This is a genomic window from Streptomyces sp. NBC_01341 (assembly GCF_035946055.1).
GTDB lineage: Bacteria > Actinomycetota > Actinomycetes > Streptomycetales > Streptomycetaceae > Streptomyces.
The window spans coordinates 4,193,584-4,211,734 of the sequence record NZ_CP108364.1 but is presented as its reverse complement, the minus strand read 5'-3'; the positions used below and the strand labels follow the sequence as shown (position 1 = coordinate 4,211,734).

Annotated in this window: 17 protein-coding genes and 2 pseudogenes; 10 read left to right on the top strand and 9 right to left on the bottom strand. The window is 71.6% G+C overall.

The window, feature by feature from the left end:
* Positions 1-83 precede the first annotated feature (83 nt).
* The gene (locus tag OG206_RS18655; RefSeq protein WP_327117492.1) at positions 84-449 is read left to right on the top strand and encodes an STAS domain-containing protein; all 366 of its coding nucleotides are present in this window, start codon (positions 84-86) and stop codon (positions 447-449) included.
* 22 nt (positions 450-471) lie between these two features.
* Here the strand turns inward: OG206_RS18655 and OG206_RS18650 are convergent, their stop codons facing one another.
* The 4 genes from OG206_RS18650 to OG206_RS18635 all read right to left on the bottom strand — a co-directional run bounded on the left by OG206_RS18650 (position 472) and on the right by OG206_RS18635 (position 5,054).
* Entirely contained in the window at positions 472-876 is a 405-nt protein-coding gene (locus tag OG206_RS18650; RefSeq protein WP_327117490.1) for an STAS domain-containing protein, read from the bottom strand.
* The gene (locus tag OG206_RS18645) at positions 873-1,967 is read right to left on the bottom strand and encodes a cobalamin B12-binding domain-containing protein (protein ID WP_327117488.1); all 1,095 of its coding nucleotides are present in this window, start codon (positions 1,965-1,967) and stop codon (positions 873-875) included. Before OG206_RS18645 ends, OG206_RS18650 begins: the two co-directional genes overlap by 4 nt.
* Positions 1,964-3,637: a PP2C family protein-serine/threonine phosphatase gene (locus OG206_RS18640; protein WP_327117486.1), complete on the bottom strand. Its 1,674-nt coding sequence runs from the start codon at positions 3,635-3,637 to the stop codon at positions 1,964-1,966. The genes OG206_RS18645 and OG206_RS18640 overlap by 4 nt, the downstream gene beginning before the upstream one ends.
* A 238-nt stretch (positions 3,638-3,875) precedes the next feature.
* The gene (locus OG206_RS18635) at positions 3,876-5,054 is read right to left on the bottom strand and encodes a PP2C family protein-serine/threonine phosphatase (RefSeq protein WP_327117484.1); all 1,179 of its coding nucleotides are present in this window, start codon (positions 5,052-5,054) and stop codon (positions 3,876-3,878) included.
* Positions 5,055-5,147: 93 nt separating this feature from the next.
* Here OG206_RS18635 and OG206_RS18630 point away from each other — a divergent pair, with 93 nt between their 5' ends.
* Complete coding sequence (locus tag OG206_RS18630) at positions 5,148-5,648, top strand: MarR family winged helix-turn-helix transcriptional regulator (protein WP_327117482.1); 501 nt, start codon at positions 5,148-5,150, stop codon at positions 5,646-5,648.
* Between the two features lie 31 nt (positions 5,649-5,679).
* Here OG206_RS18630 and OG206_RS18625 read toward each other — a convergent pair whose 3' ends face one another.
* Positions 5,680-7,203: a SulP family inorganic anion transporter gene (locus OG206_RS18625; protein ID WP_442805864.1), complete on the bottom strand. Its 1,524-nt coding sequence runs from the start codon at positions 7,201-7,203 to the stop codon at positions 5,680-5,682.
* A gap of 341 nt (positions 7,204-7,544) precedes the next feature.
* Between OG206_RS18625 and OG206_RS18620 the strand changes: the two genes are divergently transcribed.
* Complete coding sequence (locus tag OG206_RS18620; RefSeq protein WP_327117478.1) at positions 7,545-7,955, top strand: MerR family transcriptional regulator; 411 nt, start codon at positions 7,545-7,547, stop codon at positions 7,953-7,955.
* 386 nt (positions 7,956-8,341) lie between these two features.
* On the opposite strand, the pseudogene OG206_RS18615 reads toward OG206_RS18620, so the two are convergent.
* Positions 8,342-8,446: pseudogene (locus OG206_RS18615) on the bottom strand (TIGR03086 family metal-binding protein); the annotation flags it as partial.
* Positions 8,447-8,453: 7 nt separating this feature from the next.
* Here OG206_RS18615 and OG206_RS32625 point away from each other — a divergent pair.
* Positions 8,454-8,567, top strand: a pseudogene (locus OG206_RS32625) (AraC family transcriptional regulator); the annotation flags it as partial.
* 98 nt (positions 8,568-8,665) lie between these two features.
* Positions 8,666-9,415, top strand: a complete 750-nt coding sequence (locus OG206_RS18605) for a Mut7-C RNAse domain-containing protein (protein WP_327117476.1) — start codon at positions 8,666-8,668, stop codon at positions 9,413-9,415.
* A gap of 79 nt (positions 9,416-9,494) precedes the next feature.
* Here OG206_RS18605 and OG206_RS18600 read toward each other — a convergent pair whose 3' ends face one another.
* A complete protein-coding gene (locus OG206_RS18600) occupies positions 9,495-10,016 on the bottom strand; it encodes a hypothetical protein (protein WP_327117474.1) in 522 nt (173 codons plus the stop codon).
* Between the two features lie 155 nt (positions 10,017-10,171).
* Here OG206_RS18600 and OG206_RS18595 point away from each other — a divergent pair, with 155 nt between their 5' ends.
* The gene (locus OG206_RS18595) at positions 10,172-10,507 is read left to right on the top strand and encodes a YnfA family protein (RefSeq protein ID WP_327117472.1); all 336 of its coding nucleotides are present in this window, start codon (positions 10,172-10,174) and stop codon (positions 10,505-10,507) included.
* Between the two features lie 87 nt (positions 10,508-10,594).
* Positions 10,595-11,353, top strand: coding sequence for an SDR family NAD(P)-dependent oxidoreductase (locus OG206_RS18590; protein WP_327117470.1), 759 nt, complete (start codon positions 10,595-10,597; stop codon positions 11,351-11,353).
* A 93-nt stretch (positions 11,354-11,446) separates the two neighbouring features.
* On the opposite strand, the gene OG206_RS18585 is transcribed toward OG206_RS18590, so the two are convergent.
* On the bottom strand, positions 11,447-12,640 hold the full coding sequence (locus OG206_RS18585) for an RtcB family protein (RefSeq protein ID WP_327117468.1): 1,194 nt from the start codon (positions 12,638-12,640) through the stop codon (positions 11,447-11,449).
* A gap of 171 nt (positions 12,641-12,811) precedes the next feature.
* Between OG206_RS18585 and OG206_RS18580 the strand changes: the two genes are divergently transcribed.
* The 3 genes from OG206_RS18580 (at position 12,812) to OG206_RS18570 (ending at position 16,238) form a co-directional block, all read left to right on the top strand.
* Entirely contained in the window at positions 12,812-13,618 is an 807-nt protein-coding gene (locus tag OG206_RS18580) for a DUF3558 domain-containing protein (protein WP_327117467.1), read from the top strand.
* A gap of 207 nt (positions 13,619-13,825) precedes the next feature.
* On the top strand, positions 13,826-14,677 hold the full coding sequence (locus tag OG206_RS18575; protein ID WP_327117465.1) for a DUF3558 domain-containing protein: 852 nt from the start codon (positions 13,826-13,828) through the stop codon (positions 14,675-14,677).
* A gap of 181 nt (positions 14,678-14,858) precedes the next feature.
* Positions 14,859-16,238, top strand: a complete 1,380-nt coding sequence (locus tag OG206_RS18570) for a DUF2637 domain-containing protein (protein ID WP_327117463.1) — start codon at positions 14,859-14,861, stop codon at positions 16,236-16,238.
* 66 nt (positions 16,239-16,304) lie between these two features.
* On the opposite strand, the gene lysS is transcribed toward OG206_RS18570, so the two are convergent.
* Positions 16,305-18,065, bottom strand: coding sequence for a lysine--tRNA ligase (gene lysS, locus OG206_RS18565; protein ID WP_327117461.1), 1,761 nt, complete (start codon positions 18,063-18,065; stop codon positions 16,305-16,307).
* Between the last annotated feature and the right edge of the window lie 86 nt (positions 18,066-18,151).

The following is an 18,151-nucleotide window of genomic DNA, read 5'->3' as shown; positions in this document are numbered from 1 at the left end:
CCGAGGTCACCGCGCCGGGCCACGGCCTCCGGCCACCCCTGCCCGGTCGATCAGGGCCCGGCGCTCTTGGCATACTCGACGGCATGTCCAGTACGCCCCCGCCCGGTCCCGGACCCGTGCCGCCGCAGGCTCCCGTGGCCGCCGAGTTCGAGAGCGACGGCTGCTGGGTCGTCCAGGCGCGCGGAGACCTCGACAGCGACACCGTCGACCCGCTGTTCATCGCCATGTGGCAGGCCGCGGCCAGTCACGACGTGGTCGTCCTGGACGCCACCGCCGTCACGTTCGCGGACTCCTCGTTCCTGAGCCTGCTCATCCAGGTGCACCAGCAGACGAGGCTGCGCATTGCCGCGCCGGGGACCGCCCTTCGGCGTCTGCTCAGCACCGCCGGAATCGACCACCTCGTGGAGCGCTACGGCACCCTCGAGGAGGCCCTGGCCGCCCCGCGCTGACCCCTCCCGGGCAGGGGGCCGTTCAGCCCGAGGGCGTGCGGGGCGGAGCGGGCCGGGCCCCCTCGTCCGCGTGTGCCTGTTCGGGCTGCTCGCCCGTCACCCGTGTCTCGAAGATGCCCCGGATGCCGGTCACGGTCAGGATCCGTTCGAGGAACGGCGGGGGGTCCTCCAGGTGCAGACGCACGCCACGCGCGCTGGTGCTCCGGTGGATCTGGAGCAGGGTGGACACCCCCATCGAGTCGCACAGCCGCAGCTCCGCGCAGTCCAGATGAAGGGCGTCCGGACCATGCGTGTCCAGGCAGGCGTCGGCCCGCGCGGCGAGTTCGCCACTGGTGTCGTAGTCCAGATCACCGCCGATGCGCATCCGCACGGTGCCGGGGCCGGTCTCGACGGTCACCGTGAGGAGCGGGTGGGGCAGGGCGGTCATGCGGGAACTCCGGAGGTGTGACCGGCCGCCAGGGTGGCGTCCAGCAGGAGACGGGCGTTGTCGAGCAGCCGTATGCAGCGGGGGAAGTCCTGGAGTTCGGCCGCGAGGACGTCCAGGGCGGGGCGCAGGGACACGGCCGGGACGCCGCGGGCGGTGAGGATGCCCGCGGTCCAGGCCAGGAACGTCGTGAGCAGCTCGTCGTCGTCCGTGTAGAGGCCGACCGCGAGGTGGTCCACGATGTGCGCGATGTCCTCCGCCGTGTGTTCCCGTTGCCGGTCCGTGTAGGACCGCATCGCCGGGAAGCGGCTCTCCATCTGGAGCATGACCTCCCGGACGAGCTGCCCCTGGTTGCGGGCGACGTAGGTGTACTCCTGGTCGGCCAGGTGGGGCAGGTCGTCCACCTGTGTGCGTCCGACGGCCAGGTCCGGGGCGGGGATGCCGTCCGCGAGCTGCCGGGCGGCGGTGCGCGCGTCCGGGGCCCAGGCGTTGGCGCCCAGCAGGCGGGCGTAGCGCCCGTCCGGCCCGAAAGCCGCTCCGCCGGCGAGCACGGGGACCCCGACGGCCTGGCAGGCGGTGATCGCCGCGTGCGCGGTGGGCAGCCGGGTGGGCAGGGACGAGGAGAGCGCGACGATCTCCGCGCCGCTGGTGTGCAGATGGGCGATCAGGTGCGGGGTGGGGACCTGGGCCCCGAGGAAGTCGACCCGCCAGCCGCGCAGCGAGAGGACCTCCGCGAGCAGCCGGGCCGGGAGCACGTGCCATTCCCTGTCGACGCAGGCCACGGTGATCCTGCCGAGCTGCGGGACGGAACGCGTGGACGGATGGTGGGCGAGTGCGGCGATGACCCGTTCGGCTATCGCGCTCGCGGCATGTTCCTCGGCGACGGTGAGACGGTTCGCCGCCCACTCGGTGCCGACCTTCTCCTGGACCGGCGCGATCACGTCGAGCAGGGCGGATTCGGCATCCAGGCCGCCGTCCAGGGCGGCGAAGACGACGCCCGCGGCGGCGTGCTCGTCGCGGTCGGTCACGGCGGCCCACAGCTGGTCCCGCAGTCCCCGGACGTCGTCCGCACCGGTCCTCACACACGCGTTCATGCGGTGTACCTGCCCCGCGTGTGCCCGTTCACCGCGCTCAGGTGCGTGGTGCGCGGCGCGGTGATCGCCACGAGGGCCATGTCGTCGTGCCTGCCGTCGCGAAGCCACTGGGAGGCGAGCATCTGGATGCGCTCCACCACGGCTTCGCCCGGCATCCCCGCGCATCCCGAGAGCGCCCGTGCGAGGCGCTCCTCGCCGAAGAGCTCGTCGCCCATCGGACCGCCACGGGCCTCGGTGACCCCGTCGGTGTAGAGGAGGCAGGTCTCGCCCGGCTGCAGCAGGACCTCCACGCTGCCGGCCTCGATGTGCGGCAGGGCGCCGACCAGAGTGCCGTGCGTGGTGACCTCCTCGACCGTGCCGTCAAGGCGCACCACCAGGGGGGCGGGGTGGCCGGCCGAGGTGAGCCGCAGCAGCACCTGGTTCTGCGTACGCCGGACCGAGGCGAGCACCAGGGTGGCGAAACGGGTGTGGTGCGAGTTCAGCAGCGCTCCGTTGAGGAGCTGGAGCATCTTCACGTGGTCGTCCGCCATCGGCGTCAGGGCCTGCAGCGTGTTGCGGATCTTGCCGGTGAGCACGGCGGCGTCCAGCCCCTTGCCGCAGACGTCGCCCAGGACCACCAGGGACGGCTCAGCGTCCGTGCCACCGGGGTGTACGTCGTAGAAGTCACCGCCCACCCGCTCGCGCGCTCCGGCCGGCTGGTAGCCGCCCGCGAACTCGACGCCGTTCACCCGGTGGAGGCTGGGCGGCAACAGGTCCCGCATCAGGGTCTGGGTGATGTCGCTCTGCTCGGCGTAGAGGCGGGCTGCGGAGAGCGCGGCTCCGGCACGGGCGGCGAACTGCCGGGCGAAGAGCTCGTCGCTCTCGCTGAACTCCGCCCGCCCGCTGGAGCGCAGCAGGATCAGGGCGCCCGCGGGCACCCCGTGACCGGGCAGCGGGGTGACCGCGACCGACCCGATCGTCCCGGTGAAGTCCTCGGGCAGCATCCACGCGGGCAGGGCGGCCGGGTCGATCCAGCGCGACGGCACGGGCGGGAAGCCCTGGAGTGCCTCGCTGAGACCGGGCACGAGTGACGGGTCGTCCGCCACCAGGGCCCGGGAGGTCTCCCCGCCCGCGACGGCGTGTGCGACGGGCATCGTCCGCCCGGAGACGGGTGCGACGACGACCGCCGCGTCGGCGAAGTACTGGGCGGCGAGGCGTGCGATGGCCCGCATGCACCGCTCGCTGTTCAGGGAGGCCATCAGCACGTTGGACGCCTCGGCGAGGAACGTGGCCCGTTCGCGCTCCGTGGTGAGCGCCGCTTCCGCCAGCCGCTGGTCGGTGTCGTCGACCAGCCACCACACGACCCGTCCGTCGGCACCCCACGAGGGGTGGGCCTCGAAGCTCTGCTCCCCGATGTGGCCCCGGACGGAGGCGGCGCCTCCACCGTCCGTCCGTCCCGGAACCGCTCCGGCCCCGGCGAAGTCGGCGTGCGCCCGTGCCAGCCAGGAGGGTGCCGTCTCCGCCATGCCCGATCCCGGCACCATGGCGTCCAGCAGCGACGCGGCGGCCGCGTTCACCTCGACGACCGTGCCGCACCGGTCGGCCATGACCACGGGGTACGGGGCGGTGTCCCAGACACCGGGCGCGGGCGGCTTCTGAGTGATCGTGGCGGTTTCCTTCGGAGGAGCCATGAGGGGGGGCCCGCCGGAAGCGAGCCGCACCACCTTCCAACTGGACGGATATTACTTTCCCTTCGGCAACCATTGCCCAGACGGGCACCGGATGGCAACCCGCCCTCGGCTCCTGCCCCCCGTCCGGGGGCCTGACCGGCACCTTGACCACAGTCCGGGTCCGAAACCTTCACGCCGTGCGCACGAATCCGGCACCGGGGCACCCGGGACCGGACGGGCGGCCGGCCCTCATGTTGCTTCAGGTGGCCGGGCGGCCGTGCCAGTCCAGGCACAGCACGAGTGCGTCGTCCACGGTCGGTCCCGAGCCGCGATGGCCCAGCACCTTCTCCAGCAGCGCCCTGGGCACCTGCGTCGCGGGCAGCATGCGGGTCTCGGTCATCGCCCTGACGAGTGCGTGGAGGCTGTACTTCTCGCCCGCGGGTGACAAGGCGTCATAGACACCGTCACTGATGAAGAACAGCCGGTCACCGGGCTCGACGGTGAAGTGCTGCGGCGTGTAGACCGTGTCCTCGAACATCCCGAGCGGCATCTGGGCGTCCAGTTCGACCGCCTCGACGGTCCCCTCGCGCATGCGCCAGACGCGCGGCGACCCCGCGTCGATGATCTCCACATCGCCGGTCCGGAGATGGAAACGGAGCAGCAGCGTGGCCAGGAACCGGCTTCCCCGGTGCTGACCGTAGAGGGCCTGGTCGGCCAGGTACGCCTGGTCCGCCAGGCTGAGGCCCGCGCGGCGCGCGTTGCGCAGGGCGTTGACCGCGAGGTTGGTGAGCAGCGCGGCCTCGATGCCCTCGCCCATGCCGTTGTTGACGGTCAGGGTGAGCTCGTCGGCGGACGCCGACCAGTCGAAGTTGTCGCCGTGGATGGCGTAGGCGGGCTCCAGTTGGGCGCCGATGCTGTACTCGGGACGGGAGCACGACCGGCCCGGCAGCAGTTGCCACTGCATCTCGGCGGCGAGGGTCAGGCGCTCGGCCCGCCGGGCCTGCAGGAACAGGTCGGTGTCCCGTTCCGCGACGACGATCTCGTGCGCCAGGGCGTCGGCGCACGCCTGCAGGTCCTCCACGACGGCCACGTCGGCGCCCGCCCCGCCGTCGGGCAGTGTGACGCTCAGCACGCCCTGCCGGTCGCCGCGGACACTGACCGGCACGTGCACGGTTACAGTGGAGGCACCGGGGTCGCGCACACAGTGCGGCTCCTGTGCGCCGAAGGCCCGGCCGGGGTCACTGCTGTGGACCGGCACCGGCCTGCGGGTGTGAGGCAGGACACCGACCGGCTGGAGCTGTGTCATCGCGTAGTCGGCGACGAGCAGTTCCACGCGCGAGGCGCCGTGACGGCTCCGGATCGAAGCCTGGAGCACGTCGAAGATCTGGTGCGGGGCGGCCTCGCGAAGCACACGCTCGACGCCGCTGGGTCTGTCCACCTGTACGGCCCTGCTTTCGTTGACATATTTTCATCACGCGACTGTTCACATCGACCAGCCGGAACGGGCATATGCCCCACACGGGAGTGTCACATGCGCGAGGAGCCCATCCAGCTCGACCGGTATGCCCCGGACGAGGCGCCCGAGGTCAGGCAGGTCCTCGAACTCCTCGAGATCGCCTGGGAACGCGGCCGCCACACCCTCACGACCTCGCCGGTCTCCGCGGCACAGATCCGTGTGATGTACATCATCGAGCGCGAGCCGGGGATCAATATGCGGACGCTCGGCCGGTACCTGGACGCGGCCGCTCCCTCCGTCAGCCGGCTGTGCGACCGGCTGCAGGCGGCGGGGTTCGTGCGCAGGACCCCACGCCCCGACGACCGCCGCGAGATGCGGCTGGCCCTCACCGACGCGGGCACGGCACACCTGCGCGACGTGCGACGCCGTCGCGAACAGGGCCTGCACCAGGCGATGAAGCGCATGACCCCCGCCGCACGTGAGGCGCTCGCCACCGGGCTGGCCGCGTTCTGCGACGCGGCCGCCGATCCCTTCCTGCCGGCCGCCGAGCCGCAGCGGCGTCAGCAGACCGTCTGAGGCGTGCCGACGGCAAGGCTCCGTGCCGGGTTCACTCGGCGCCCGCCAGTTCGCCGCTCAGCGCTCCGTGCAGACGGGCGCTCCGCTCGTTGAGGCCGATGAGCTCCACACGCTTCCCGCGCTGTTCGTACTTCGCCGTGACCGCGTCCAGGCTCGCGACGGCCGAAGCGTCCCAGATGTGCGCGCCGGACAGGTCGATGACGACCTCGTCGGGGTCGGTGGCGTAGGCGAACCGGCCGACCAGTTCGTTGGACGAGGCGAAGAAGAGCTCGCCGGTGACGGAGTAGGCGACCTGGCCGCCGTCCGGGTCCGTGACCGCGGTGACGTCCGCGAGGTGGGCGACCCGCCGGGCGAAGATGACCATGGCGGTGACCGAACCGACGACCACCCCGACGGCGAGGTTCTCGGTGACGACGACGCAGACCACCGTGATCACCATGACCGCGATCTCACCGGCGGGCATCCGCCGGAGGGTGCGGGGTGCGATGGAGTGCCAGTCGAAGGTCGCGAAACAGACCATGACCATGACCGCGACGAGGGCGGCCATGGGGATGTGGGAGACGAGCGGCCCGAACGCGATGCAGAGGACCATCAGGAAGACACCGGCGAGGAAGGTGGACAGCCGGGTGCGGGCGCCGGAGACCTTCACGTTGATCATGGTCTGACCGATCATCGCGCACCCGCCCATGCCGCCGAAGAAGCCGGTCACGATGTTGGCGACGCCCTGACCGATGGACTCGCGGGTCTTGCTGGACCGGGTGTCCGTGATCTCGTCGACGAGCGTGGCCGTCATCAGCGACTCCATCAGCCCGACCAGCGCCATGGCCAGTGCGTAGGGGGCGACGGTGGTCAGGGTGTCCAGGGTGAAAGGCACGTCCGGGAGGCCGGGCACCGGCAGGGTCGAGGGCAGCTCGCCCTTGTCCCCGACCGTCGGTACGGCGATGCCCGCGGCAACGGTGATCACGGTCAGGACGACGATGGAGACGAGCGGCGCGGGGACCGTCCTGGTGATCCTGGGGAAGAGCACCATCAGGGCCAGCCCGCCGGCGACCAGCGGATACACGGGCCAGGGGACGCCGCTCAGCTCGGGGACCTGACCCAGGAAGACCAGGATCGCCAGCGCGTTGACGAAGCCGACCATCACGCTGCGCGGCACGAACCGCATGAGCTTCGCGACGCCGAGGGCCCCGAGGACGATCTGGAAGACCCCGCCGAGCAGGACGCCCGCCACCAGGTAGCCGAAGCCGTGTTCCCGGTTGAGCGGGGCGATGACGAGCGCGACGGCGCCCGTCGCGGCGGAGATCATCGCCGGCCTGCCGCCGACGACCGAGATGACGACGGCCATCGTGAACGCGGAGAACAGGCCGACCGCCGGATCGACGCCCGCGATGATCGAGAAGGAGATGGCCTCGGGAATCAGGGCGAGGCCCACGACGAGTCCGGCCAGGACCTCGGTGCGGAAGACCTTGGGGGACAGCCGGACGGGCCGGAAGCCCTTCGGCCGGGCGACCGCGAACGACGGCGGGAAGAAGCTCAAGGGGGCCTGACCTGTCATGAGTTCGGGCGCGTCCGGCGGGCCGGGGCGTGCGGGGGCGAGGACCGGAGTGGGCCTGCACGGACGTACGTCCGCGGCGGCAGGCGGAGAGCCGGCAGAGGGCCGCGTCCGGCAGTCGCCGGTGCGGATTCGCGCTCCGGGCTCCGGGACTCGGGGTCCGCCGGAGAGGCGGGGCCCGACACCGGCCGGCTTCCGCGTTCCGGCCGGAGACGTCGTCGGCCCCGGACCACCGGCACCGGTCAACTCTACCCTGACGTCAGAGTAGAGATGGACGCTAGGCTGGGGACGAAGCGCCGTCCTCCCTCGGTCACGGCGGGAGCCGGCAGGACACAGGGGGCACCGTGAGCGGCGCACACATGCAGATCGGCGAGGTCGCCACGCGCACCGAGCTGTCCCTGCGCACCATCCGGCACTACGAGGAGACCGGACTCGTCACACCCTCGGCCCGGTCGCGGGGCGGATTCCGGCTCTACACCGAGGCGGACGTGGCCCGGCTCATGGTCATCCGCCGGATGAAGCCGCTCGGCTTCACCCTCGACGAGATGCGGGACCTGCTGGAGGCGGTGGACCGCCTCGACGCCGATGAAGGACCGACGACCCAGGAGCGTGACGCACTCCTGGAGCGCGTCCGGTCGTACGAACGTTCCGCGGCCGAGCAGGTCGCCAAGCTGCGCGTCCAGCTGGCGCGGGCCGAGGAGTTCGCCCTGACCCTGCGCACGCGCCTGGACCGTACGGGGACCACGGAGGACTGAGGGGCCGAAACGCCGGAATGCTCACGTTTCTCCGGGTAAGGAGATCATTCTTCGGCCATTCATTGGCCGAAGAATGATCTCCAGCCGCACGGCGTGGCCTGCCGATGCAAGGAGCAGCGACTCCCGAGGAGGCACCCCCGGCATGGATGACCTGCTGTTGACCCTGACCGTCCCGGCCGTGGTCCTCGCCAGTGGGGTGTACGCGGTGTGCGACTGCCGCCGCATGCGCCGGAACCCGCCTCCGCCGTACAGCCGCCGGGCCGCCCGCACCGCCGCGCGCGAGGTGCTGAGCAGCGCCGAAGCCGTCGTCGGCAGCGCGTACGACGCCCTCGGCGGGCTCTACACCGACCCGGCGGCCCCGTACCCGGCGCAGGACACCCCCGTCGTCACCGGCCGGCGGGCCGCCGGCCGGGATCGCGGCCCGTCACGGCCGGCACCCGCTCGAAAGCCGTAGCCCCGGGGCCCGCGGGGAACGGCTCGCCGAACACCTTCCCCGAGACGGACCCGGAGCCCGACCGGACCGCGCTCGCCGCCGACCTGGGGTACAGCGACCAGGCGCACCTGGTACGGGACTTCACGGCCACGGTGGGCGTTCCTCCGACGGCCTTCGCCTCGCCCCGCCGGACGGCCGGCACCCGGGGCCCCCGGGCTCCCGGCGGCGGCCCCGGAAACACGTCGCCGCCCCGGCCGCGCGATGACATCCTGAGCAGGTGAACGGACCAGAGATCACCCTCGAAGTAGCCACGGAACTCCGGCTCTTCGTCACCCACGACCGCCGCCACGGACGCACGGCCGTCACCACGGACGGTTCGTCGACCCTGGGACACGTGGTGGAGTCCCTCGGCGTCCCGCTCACCGAGGCCGGGCAGTTGCTCGTGGACGGTCGCCCCGTGCCCACGTCGCACATCCCTGCCGCCGGCGAAGTGGTCGAGGTGCGTGCCGTCCAGCGCCCCCAGCAGGTCCCGGGGGCGCCGCTCCGCTTCCTGCTCGACGTACATCTGGGCACGCTCGCACGCCGGCTGCGGCTGCTCGGTGTGGACGCCGCCTACGAGAACGAGGACATCGGCGACCCGGCCCTGGCCGCCCTGTCCGCCGCCGAGCGGCGGGTCCTCCTCTCCCGCGACCGGGGACTGCTGCGACGCAGGGAGATCTGGGCGGGGGCGTACGTCTACAGCGACCGGCCCGAGGAACAACTGCGGGACGTCCTGGGCCGCTTCGCCCCGTCCCTCGCCCCCTGGACCCGCTGCACCGCATGCAACGGGGACCTCGCGGCGGCCGACAAGGACGCGGTGAGCGCCCTTCTGGAGCGGGGCACCCAGGCGTCCTACGACGTCTTCGCGCAGTGCACGGCCTGCGACCGGGTCTACTGGCGCGGTGCCCACCACTCGCGTCTGGAGGACATCGTGGCGGACGCGGTGCGCGAGTTCGGAGACGCGGGCAGCCAGGCACCGATCACCTGAGCCGAAGCGAACGACAGGAGGGCCCGTCGGGCGGAGACCGGCTCGGGAAGGCGCGGTCGCCCGGGCCGGAACCGGGGTCTCAGAAGACGTACGCGTCTCCGGTGGACGGGGCCAGTACCTCATGGGTGCTGTTGCGGGGATTCCGGTCGCTCGCACCGCCGTTCCACACCGTGTCCACGCGCACCACGACCTCTGCCGGCTGTCCGGTGAGGCCGAGCACGACCGTGGTGCGCCGCGCCTTTCCGGCCACGGGGAGCGCCCCCGTCCCGCACACCACGGTCCGGCTGCCGCTGCGCAGGCAGCCCTGGGGCAGCCGCTGGCCCGGAGCGAGCGGCACGGAGAAGCGCAGTCGCACGGTCGCGTCCTCCAGCGCCGAGGGCCCCCGGTTGCCGGTCCGCAGCAGGACCCCGATCCTCTGGCCCTCCAGGGACACATGGCCGTGGTGGGACACGTCCGCCTCCGGCGCGATGCCCGTCGGTGCGGGCGCGGCCCCCTTCGGCGCGGGTTCGGCGACGGCGGACAGCCCCGGGCCCAGCACCACGGCCATCGCCATCGCCGCCACGGCGGACTTCCTCAGCACAGCTCCACGCGTCACTCGCATGGGATGAACCTACCGATGTGCGGCAATCATCCTTGTGCAAGGACCGGTTCGCCGCCCCTCCCCACCCGCACGGCCCACGACCGCACCCGCTTCGCCTCCGGGCGCCGCGCACCGCGGGCCCGGGGCCGCTCTCCCCCGCATGACACGCTGGCCGCATGCTCATCGCCCGTTCCGTCGCCCTCTTCGTCGTGGCCGCCCTGTTCGAGATCGGAGGGGCCTGGCTCGTGTGGCAGGGCGTGCGCGAGCACCGCGGCTGGATCTGGATCGGCGCGGGCGTCATCGCCCTCGGCGCGTACGGCTTCGTGGCAACGCTCCAGCCGGACGGCGACTTCGGCCGCATCCTGGCCGCGTACGGAGGAGTGTTCGTCGCGGGATCGATCGCCTGGGGTGTGGTGGCCGACGGCTACCGCCCGGACCGCTGGGACGTGACCGGCGCGCTCGTGTGCCTGGCCGGCATGGCGCTGATCGTGTACGCCCCGCGCGACCACTGAGCCGGGCCACGGCGGGCCGGCACCACCCCCGGCCGGAACCGCCCCGCCTATCCTGTCCCCGTACCGATCAGCTTCCGAGGAGTCCGCATGGCCGCCACCCCCATCGCCGTCATCACCGGTGCGAGCAGCGGCATCGGCGCCGCGACCGCCAGGCAGCTGGCCGCCGCCGGATACCGCGTGGTGCTCACCGCCCGCCGCAAGGACCGCATCGAGGCGCTCGCCGCCGAGCTCACCGAAGCGGGCCACCAGGCGACCGCCTACTCCCTCGACGTGACGGACCGCGCCGCCGTCGACGAGTTCGCGACCGCGTTCCGCTCCCTGGCCGTCCTGGTCAACAACGCGGGCGGGGCGCTCGGCGCCGACCCCGTGGCGACCGGGGACCCGGCCGACTGGCGGCAGATGTACGAGACGAACGTCATCGGCACCCTCAACGTCACCCAGGCGCTGCTCCCGGCCCTCACGGAGAGCGGCGACGGCACGGTCGTGATCCTCTCCTCGACGGCCGGGCTCTCGACCTACGAGGGCGGCGGCGGTTACGTCGCCGCCAAGCACGGCGAGCACGTCCTGGCCGAGACCCTCCGCCTCGAGATCGTGGGCACCCCGGTCCGCGTGATCGAGGTCGCACCCGGCATGGTCAAGACCGAGGAGTTCGCGACCACCCGCTTCCGCGGCGACGCCGAGAAGGCCGCCAAGGTCTACGCGGGCGTCGACGCACCCCTCTCCGCCGACGACGTGGCCGACACGATCACCTGGGCGGTCACGCGCCCCAGCCACGTCAACATCGACCTCCTGGTGGTGCGCCCCCGGGCCCAGGCCTCCAACTCCAAGGTCCACCGGACGCTCTGACGCGAGGGACCGGGACCGGTGCGCCCGCACGAAGGAGCCCCGGACCACGCGCGTTGGGGGGTTCCGGGGCTCACACCGGTGCCGTTGCGGGCCTCAGCCCTTCACACACACGACCTGCTTCAGCTTCGCGACGACCTCGACCAGGTCGCGCTGCTGCTCGATGACCTGCTCGATCGGCTTGTAGGCGGCCGGGATCTCGTCCACCACCCCGGAGTCCTTGCGGCACTCCACGCCCCGAGTCTGGTCCTCCAGGTCCTTCGTCGAGAACTTCCTCTTCGCGGCGTTCCTGCTCATCCGCCGGCCGGCACCGTGCGAGGCGGAGTTGAACGACTTCTCGTTCCCGAGCCCCTTCACGATGTACGAGCCGGTCCCCATGGACCCGGGAATGATCCCGAACTCCCCGGAGCCGGCGCGAATCGCGCCCTTCCTCGTGACCAGCAGGTCCATACCCTCGTACCGCTCCTCCGCCACGTAGTTGTGGTGGCAGGAGATCACCGGCTCGAACACGACCCGGGCCTTCTTGAATTCCTTGCGGACGACGTCCTGGAAGAGGCCCATCATGATCGAGCGGTTGTACGCGGCGTACTCCTGCGCCCAGAAGAGGTCGTTGCGGTAGGCCGCCATCTGCGGGGTGTCCGAGACGAAGACCGCCAGGTCACGGTCGACGAGGCCCTGGTTGTGCGGGAGCTTCTGGGCCTGCCCGATGTGGAAGTCGGCGAGTTCCTTGCCGATGTTCCGGGACCCGGAGTGCAGCATCAACCACACCGATCCGGCCTCGTCGAGGCAGAACTCGATGAAGTGATTCCCGCTTCCGAGCGTTCCCATCTGCTTCGTTGCCCGCCCCTGACGGAATTTGACCGCTTCGGCGATCCCGTCGAATCGCGACCAGAAGTCGTCCCAGCCGCTCGTCGGGAAGCCGTGCAGCTTTCCGGGGTCGACGGCGGAGTCGTGCATGCCCCGGCCCACCGGAATGGCCTGCTCGATCTTCGACCGCAGCCGGGAGAGGTCACCCGGCAGGTCGTTGGCGGTCAGCGACGTCTTCACCGCCGACATTCCGCAGCCGATGTCCACACCCACGGCGGCCGGGCAGACCGCACCGTGCATCGCGATCACCGAGCCGACGGTCGCGCCCTTGCCGAAGTGGACGTCCGGCATGACCGCCAGGCCCTTGATCCAGGGCAGGGTGGACACGTTCCGCAGCTGCTGCATCGCGACGTCCTCGACCGACGCCGGGTCCGCCCACATCCGGATCGGAACCTGAGCACCCGGCATCTCTACATACGACATAACCCCTCGATTCCCCCGAAAAAACTGAAAGCGCAAAACCGGTGCCGAGGTCGGCATAACGGTCGGCCGACCGGCATTCACAGCGGCGCGTGCGATACACATTGTGTCCATCGGCCGCCATCGAGCGGCAACCCGTTTTCGTACCGAAGGGAGCCTGGGACCGTGCGACACATGGCGTACGTACCCGGCGTCGCGCTCCTCGCAGCGCTCGTCGCCGGCTGCAGCGCCGGCTCCGGCGCCGACGACCCCGCCGCCGACAGCAAGCCAGGCAGCCCGACGGTCTCGGCCGCGCCTCCGGGGAAGTACCGCACCCTGCCGGAATCCTGCCGCGCCGTACCGCGCTCCACCCTCAGGGACCTGCTGCCCGCCGCAGCGGATCTTCCCGAGGACCAGCAGGAGAAGATCTACGAGGGCACCGCCGTCGTCACCTACGACACCGACCGCAAGGTCGGCTGCCGCTGGAAGGCGGACGCCCCGGACGCCTCCCGGAATCTGTCCATCGACTTCGAGCGCGTCGTCTCCTACGACCCGGCGGTCAGCGACGACGACCGCGCCCGAGACGTGTACACGAAGAAGGAGGACGCCGCCGGGCTGCCGGCCCCCGGCGGCGTGACCCCCAGCGGGTCCGCGACCGGGTCGCCCAGCGGCAGCCCCTCCGCCTCCGGCGGCACACCCCCGGCCTCTCCCGACGCCGCCACGGGCCCGGATGCCGACGCAGCCCCGTCCGGCGGCGCGGATCTCGGACCCAGGCTGCTCGGCGGACTCGGGGACGAGGCGTTCCTCGACGACGCCCTCACCCGGACGGGTTCCACCGCCCAGCACCGCACCGTGAGCGTGGTATTCCGCACATCGAACGTCATCGTGACCGTGAGCTACACCGAGCAGCCGGCCCTCGTGACCGAGGTCCCCGACAGCCGGGAACTGCAGGAGAAGGCCCAGGCCCTGGCACGGAATCTGGCAGAGACCCTGAGCGAATGACCGGACGCCGAGCAGCCCCGGACAAGGCACCTTCCGCGCTCCGGGGCCCTCGGCCGAAGGCGGCATCCGGTCCCGGTCCGTCGTACCGTGGCCCCCGGCCCGCCTACGACAGGACCGTCTCCGGCAGCCGGCCGCAGTGACCGTGTGACCGCCGTACCGCAACCGCCCGCACGACCGAGAACACCGTGCCGTCCGAGTGAAGGAACCATGCACCGATCAGCTCCGCGACTGTCCCGCATACTCGCCTGCGCCGCCGTTCCGGTGATGCTCGTCGCCGCCGGCTGCTCGTCGGACTCCGGCGACGCGAAGGAATCCGCCTCGTCGACCTCTCCGAGCGCGCAGAAGTCCGGGCCGTCCGTCGAGCCCGCGAAGTTCGACTCGCTGCCCGACGCCTGCGGATCGATCAGCAGGAAGACGGTCGGGGACCTGGTTCCCAAGGCGAAGAGCAAGGGCGGCACCCCGGACAAGTCAAGCGACACCGCGGCCCGCGGCGGCTGCGCGTGGAACGGTCTCGACGACAACGGCGTGAAGGGCTCGCAGTACCGCTGGCTCGACGTCGCCTTCACCCGCTTCGACTCCGATCAGTCGCTGGGCAGCGGCGCGAAGCGCGCCGCCGCCGAGTACACCAAGCAGATCGGTAAGGCGCAGGCCACCGAGGGCGCCAAGAAGGTCTCCGCCAACCCCGCCACGGGCATCGGCGAGCAGGCGACCGCCGTCGTGTACACCCTCACCAAGACCAGCGAGGAGTTCGAGTACGCCACGGTCGTGGCACGCACCGGGAACGTCGTCGTCAGCGTCACCTACAACGGGGCCGGATACGCCGGCGCGAAGAAGCCCGCCGCCGCCGACATCCTCAAGGGCGCGCAGACGGCCGTCAAGGAAGCCGTGGCCAAGGTCGGCGCCGACGACGACACCGACGCGGACACCGGGAAGTCCCCGGCCTCCCCGTCCGCCAAGGCGACCGGGAAGGCGACGCCGTCCGCCAAGGCGACCGCGAAGACGTCGGCACCGGCCAAGGCGACCTCCAAGACGACGGCCACCTCCAAGCCCAAGTCGTGACCTGAGGCGTGCGGGGGCGCCAACTCCCCTGCACAGAGCTGGCTTTACGCAGCCCGGTACCCCCGCTGGTACCGGGCTGCGGGCCCTCCCCGCGCAACACGCCGAGCCGGCATGTGCCAGGCTGTGCGCGCGCCGGGTGCCGAAGTGGAACCGGTTCATCGAAGTCGGGAGGGGATCGCGGATGGCCGCCATGCAACTGACACGCACGCACCGCGTACTCATCGGGGTCGTCGTCGCCGGCGCCGTGCTCATCGCCGCGATCGGTTTCGCCGGCTCGTACGCCGCCGTACGCGAACTCGCGGAGGAGAAGGGCTTCGGCCAGTTCTCCCTGGTCTTCCCGATCGGCATCGACGCGGGCATCTGCGTCCTGCTCGCGCTCGACCTCCTGCTGACGTGGATGCGCATCCCGTTCCCGCTGCTGCGCCAGACAGCCTGGCTGCTCACCGCCGCGACGATCGCCTTCAACGGCGCGGCCGCGTGGCCCGACCCGCTGGGCACCGGCATGCACGCGGTGATCCCGATCCTCTTCGTCGTCTCCGTCGAGGCCGCACGGCACGCCGTGGGCCGGATCGCGGACATCACCGCCGACAAGCACATGGAGGGCGTCCGGCTCACCCGCTGGCTGCTGTCCCCCGTCCCCACCTTCAAGCTGTGGCGCCGCATGAAGCTGTGGGAGCTGCGCAGTTACGAGCAGGTCATCAAGCTCGAACAGGACCGGCTGATCTACCAGGCCCGCCTCCAGGCCCGCTTCGGCCGCAACTGGCGCCGCAAGGCACCCATCGAGTCGATGATGCCGCTGCGTCTGGCGAAGTACGGCGTCCCGCTCGCCGACACCGCCCACGCCGGGCTCGCCGCCGCCGGCATCGAGCCGGCCCTGCTGCCGCCCGCCCCCGCGGCCGTGGAGGCCGGACAGCACCCCCAACTGCCGTACACCGCACAGGGGCAGGAGCCCCGCGAGCTCCAGGAGCAGGACCCCCGGGCGCAGGCGGCAGCTCAGCAGCAGGCGGCGCGGCAGGAGCACAACGACCAGCCGCAGCAGTACCCGCAGGAGGGCCCCGGCTCGCACGAGAGCCCCTGGTTCGCGGCTCCCCAGGTACCCGAGGACGCGTACGAGAGCGCGTACAACCCGACGTACGTCGAAGGCCTCGAACCCACCCCGGTGATGATCCCCTCGGGCCCCGGAGGCCGCACCCGCCCGCTGGGCAACGTCGGCACCATCGGCGCCTTCCCGCACCCCCGCTCGGGGGAACCGCAGCAGGTCATGCCCCAGGAGCAGCCGCAGGGTCAGCACGATCCGCAGCAGGGCCCGACGGCCGAGCAGCAGGAGGCCGACACGGCCGAATGGGCCGAAGCCGAGGCCGACTTCAGCGCGACCGCGTACGAGGTGTTCACGACTTACACCAAAGAACACCAGGACTACCCGAGCGCGGAGGCGCTCGAGATACACCTCGCGGACGTCCGCGACGTCCACCACCCGCGCAGCGCCGCACTGCTCCGCAAGCTGCTGCCCGGCTTCAAGCAGCGCTTCAACATGGACGAGGCCGCCAACCACATCGCGTAGGGCGGACCGGACAGAGCGAAACGGGCGGGCCGCTGAGCGGCCCGCCCGTCCTCACGTCGGGAAGCGTTACGCGCCGAGCAGCTTCCGCACCCGGTCCGCCCCGACCGCGAGCAGCAGCGTGGGCAGGCGCGGGCCGGTGTCCCGGCTCACCAGCAGCCGGTACAGCAGCGCGAAGAACGACCGCTGGGCCACCTTGAGTTCGGGCGTCGGCTTGGCGTCCGGCTCCAGACCCTCCAGCACCTTCGGCACGCCGTAGACGAGCGTGGTCAGCCCGTCCAGCGACCAGTGCGAGTCCAGCCCCTCCAGCAGCAGCCGCAGCGACTCGCGGCCCCGCTCGTCGAGGGACCCGAGGAGTTCCTTGTCCGGCTCGTCACGGACGACGGTGCGCGCCTCGGCCGGGACCTGGGTCGTGATCCAGCTCTCGGCGCGGTCGAGGCGGGGACGCGCCTCGTCGAGCGTGGCCAGCGGGTTCGCCGGGTCGAGCTCGCTGAGGATCCGCAACGTCTGGTCCTCGGCACCGGCGGTGATGTCGGCGACCGAGGCCAGCGTCCGGTAGGGCAGCGGGCGCGGCGTGGCGGGAAGCGGGCCCGCCGCCGTGCCGATCGCCCGGGCGTACGCGGCCGCGTCGGCGGGCAGCACGGTCCCCTCGGCGACCTTGCGGGCCAGCGAGTCCCACTCGTCGTAGAGCCGCTGGATCTCCTGGTCGAAGGCGATCTTGAAGGACTGGTTCGGCCTGCGGCGCGCGTACAGCCAGCGCAGCAGCGGCGCCTCCATGATCTTCAGTGCGTCGGCCGGGGTCGGCACGCCACCCTTGCTGGAGGACATCTTGGCCATGCCGGAGATCCCGACGAACGCGTACATCGGTCCGATCGGCTGGACGCCGTCGAAGATCTCGCGCACGATCTGGCCGCCGACGACGAACGAGGAGCCCGGTGAGGAGTGGTCCACGCCGCTGGGCTCGAAGATCACGCCCTCGTAGGCCCAGCGCATCGGCCAGTCGACCTTCCAGACCAGCTTCCCGCGGTTGAACTCGTTCAGCCGGACCGTCTCGGCGAAGCCGCACTCCGAGCAGGTGTAGTTCAGCTCGGTGGTGTCGTCGTCGTACGAGGTGACGACCGTGAGGTCCTTCCCGCAGTTGCCGCAGTACGGCTTGTACGGGAAGTAGCCGGCGGAGCCCGAGCCACCGTCGTCCTCGTCCGCCGCGCCGGAGCCCTCGGCGGCCTCCAGCTCGGCCTCGTCGACCTTCTTCTGCTGCGGCTTCTTGCCGCCCTTCGCGTCCGCCGCGCCGTCCTTCTTGGTGCGGTAGCGGTCGAGGACGGCGTCGATGTCGGCGCGGTGCCTCATCGCGTGCAGGATCTGCTCGCGATACGTGCCCGCCAGATACTGCTCGGTCTGGCTGATGCCGTCGTACTCGACACCCAGCTCGTCCAGGGACGCCGTCATCGCGGCCTTGAAGTGCTCGGCCCAGTTCGGGTACGCCGACCCGGCCGGCGCGGGCACCGAGGTCAGCGGCTTGCCGATATGCGCCTGCCAGGACGCGTCGACACCCTCGACACCGTTCGGGACCTTGCGGTAGCGGTCGTAGTCGTCCCAGGAGATCAGGTGGCGCACGGTGTACCCGCGGCGGCGGATCTCGTCGGCGACGAGGTGCGGGGTCATGACCTCGCGGAGGTTCCCCAGGTGGATCGGGCCCGACGGGGACAGGCCGGACGCGACGACGACCGGTTTGCCAGGCGCACGTCGCTCCGATTCGGCGATGACATCGTCCGCGAAGCGGGAGACCCAGTCGGTCTCGGTGCTGCTCTGACTCGAAGCCACGGTCGGCACGTCCTTCTCTCGTGTAGGACTCGTAGGGGCGACCCCCATCAGGGGCACACCCATTCTCCCAGGTACCGCCCGCAGCGCGAAAACGG

Excerpts from the sequence above, each read along its gene's own strand:
- OG206_RS18655 (WP_327117492.1), top strand. The coding sequence starts at position 84 with ATGTCCAGTACGCCCCCGCCCGGTCCCGGACCCGTGCCGCCGCAGGCT.
- OG206_RS18650 (WP_327117490.1), bottom strand. The coding sequence starts at position 876 with ATGACCGCCCTGCCCCACCCGCTCCTCACGGTGACCGTCGAGACCGGC.
- OG206_RS18645 (WP_327117488.1), bottom strand. The coding sequence starts at position 1,967 with ATGAACGCGTGTGTGAGGACCGGTGCGGACGACGTCCGGGGACTGCGG.
- OG206_RS18640 (WP_327117486.1), bottom strand. The coding sequence starts at position 3,637 with ATGGCTCCTCCGAAGGAAACCGCCACGATCACTCAGAAGCCGCCCGCG.
- OG206_RS18630 (WP_327117482.1), top strand. The coding sequence starts at position 5,148 with ATGCGCGAGGAGCCCATCCAGCTCGACCGGTATGCCCCGGACGAGGCG.
- OG206_RS18625 (WP_442805864.1), bottom strand. The coding sequence starts at position 7,203 with ATGACAGGTCAGGCCCCCTTGAGCTTCTTCCCGCCGTCGTTCGCGGTC.
- OG206_RS18600 (WP_327117474.1), bottom strand. The coding sequence starts at position 10,016 with ATGCGAGTGACGCGTGGAGCTGTGCTGAGGAAGTCCGCCGTGGCGGCG.
- OG206_RS18595 (WP_327117472.1), top strand. The coding sequence starts at position 10,172 with ATGCTCATCGCCCGTTCCGTCGCCCTCTTCGTCGTGGCCGCCCTGTTC.
- OG206_RS18590 (WP_327117470.1), top strand. The coding sequence starts at position 10,595 with ATGGCCGCCACCCCCATCGCCGTCATCACCGGTGCGAGCAGCGGCATC.
- OG206_RS18585 (WP_327117468.1), bottom strand. The coding sequence starts at position 12,640 with ATGTCGTATGTAGAGATGCCGGGTGCTCAGGTTCCGATCCGGATGTGG.
- OG206_RS18580 (WP_327117467.1), top strand. The coding sequence starts at position 12,812 with ATGGCGTACGTACCCGGCGTCGCGCTCCTCGCAGCGCTCGTCGCCGGC.
- OG206_RS18575 (WP_327117465.1), top strand. The coding sequence starts at position 13,826 with ATGCACCGATCAGCTCCGCGACTGTCCCGCATACTCGCCTGCGCCGCC.
- OG206_RS18570 (WP_327117463.1), top strand. The coding sequence starts at position 14,859 with ATGGCCGCCATGCAACTGACACGCACGCACCGCGTACTCATCGGGGTC.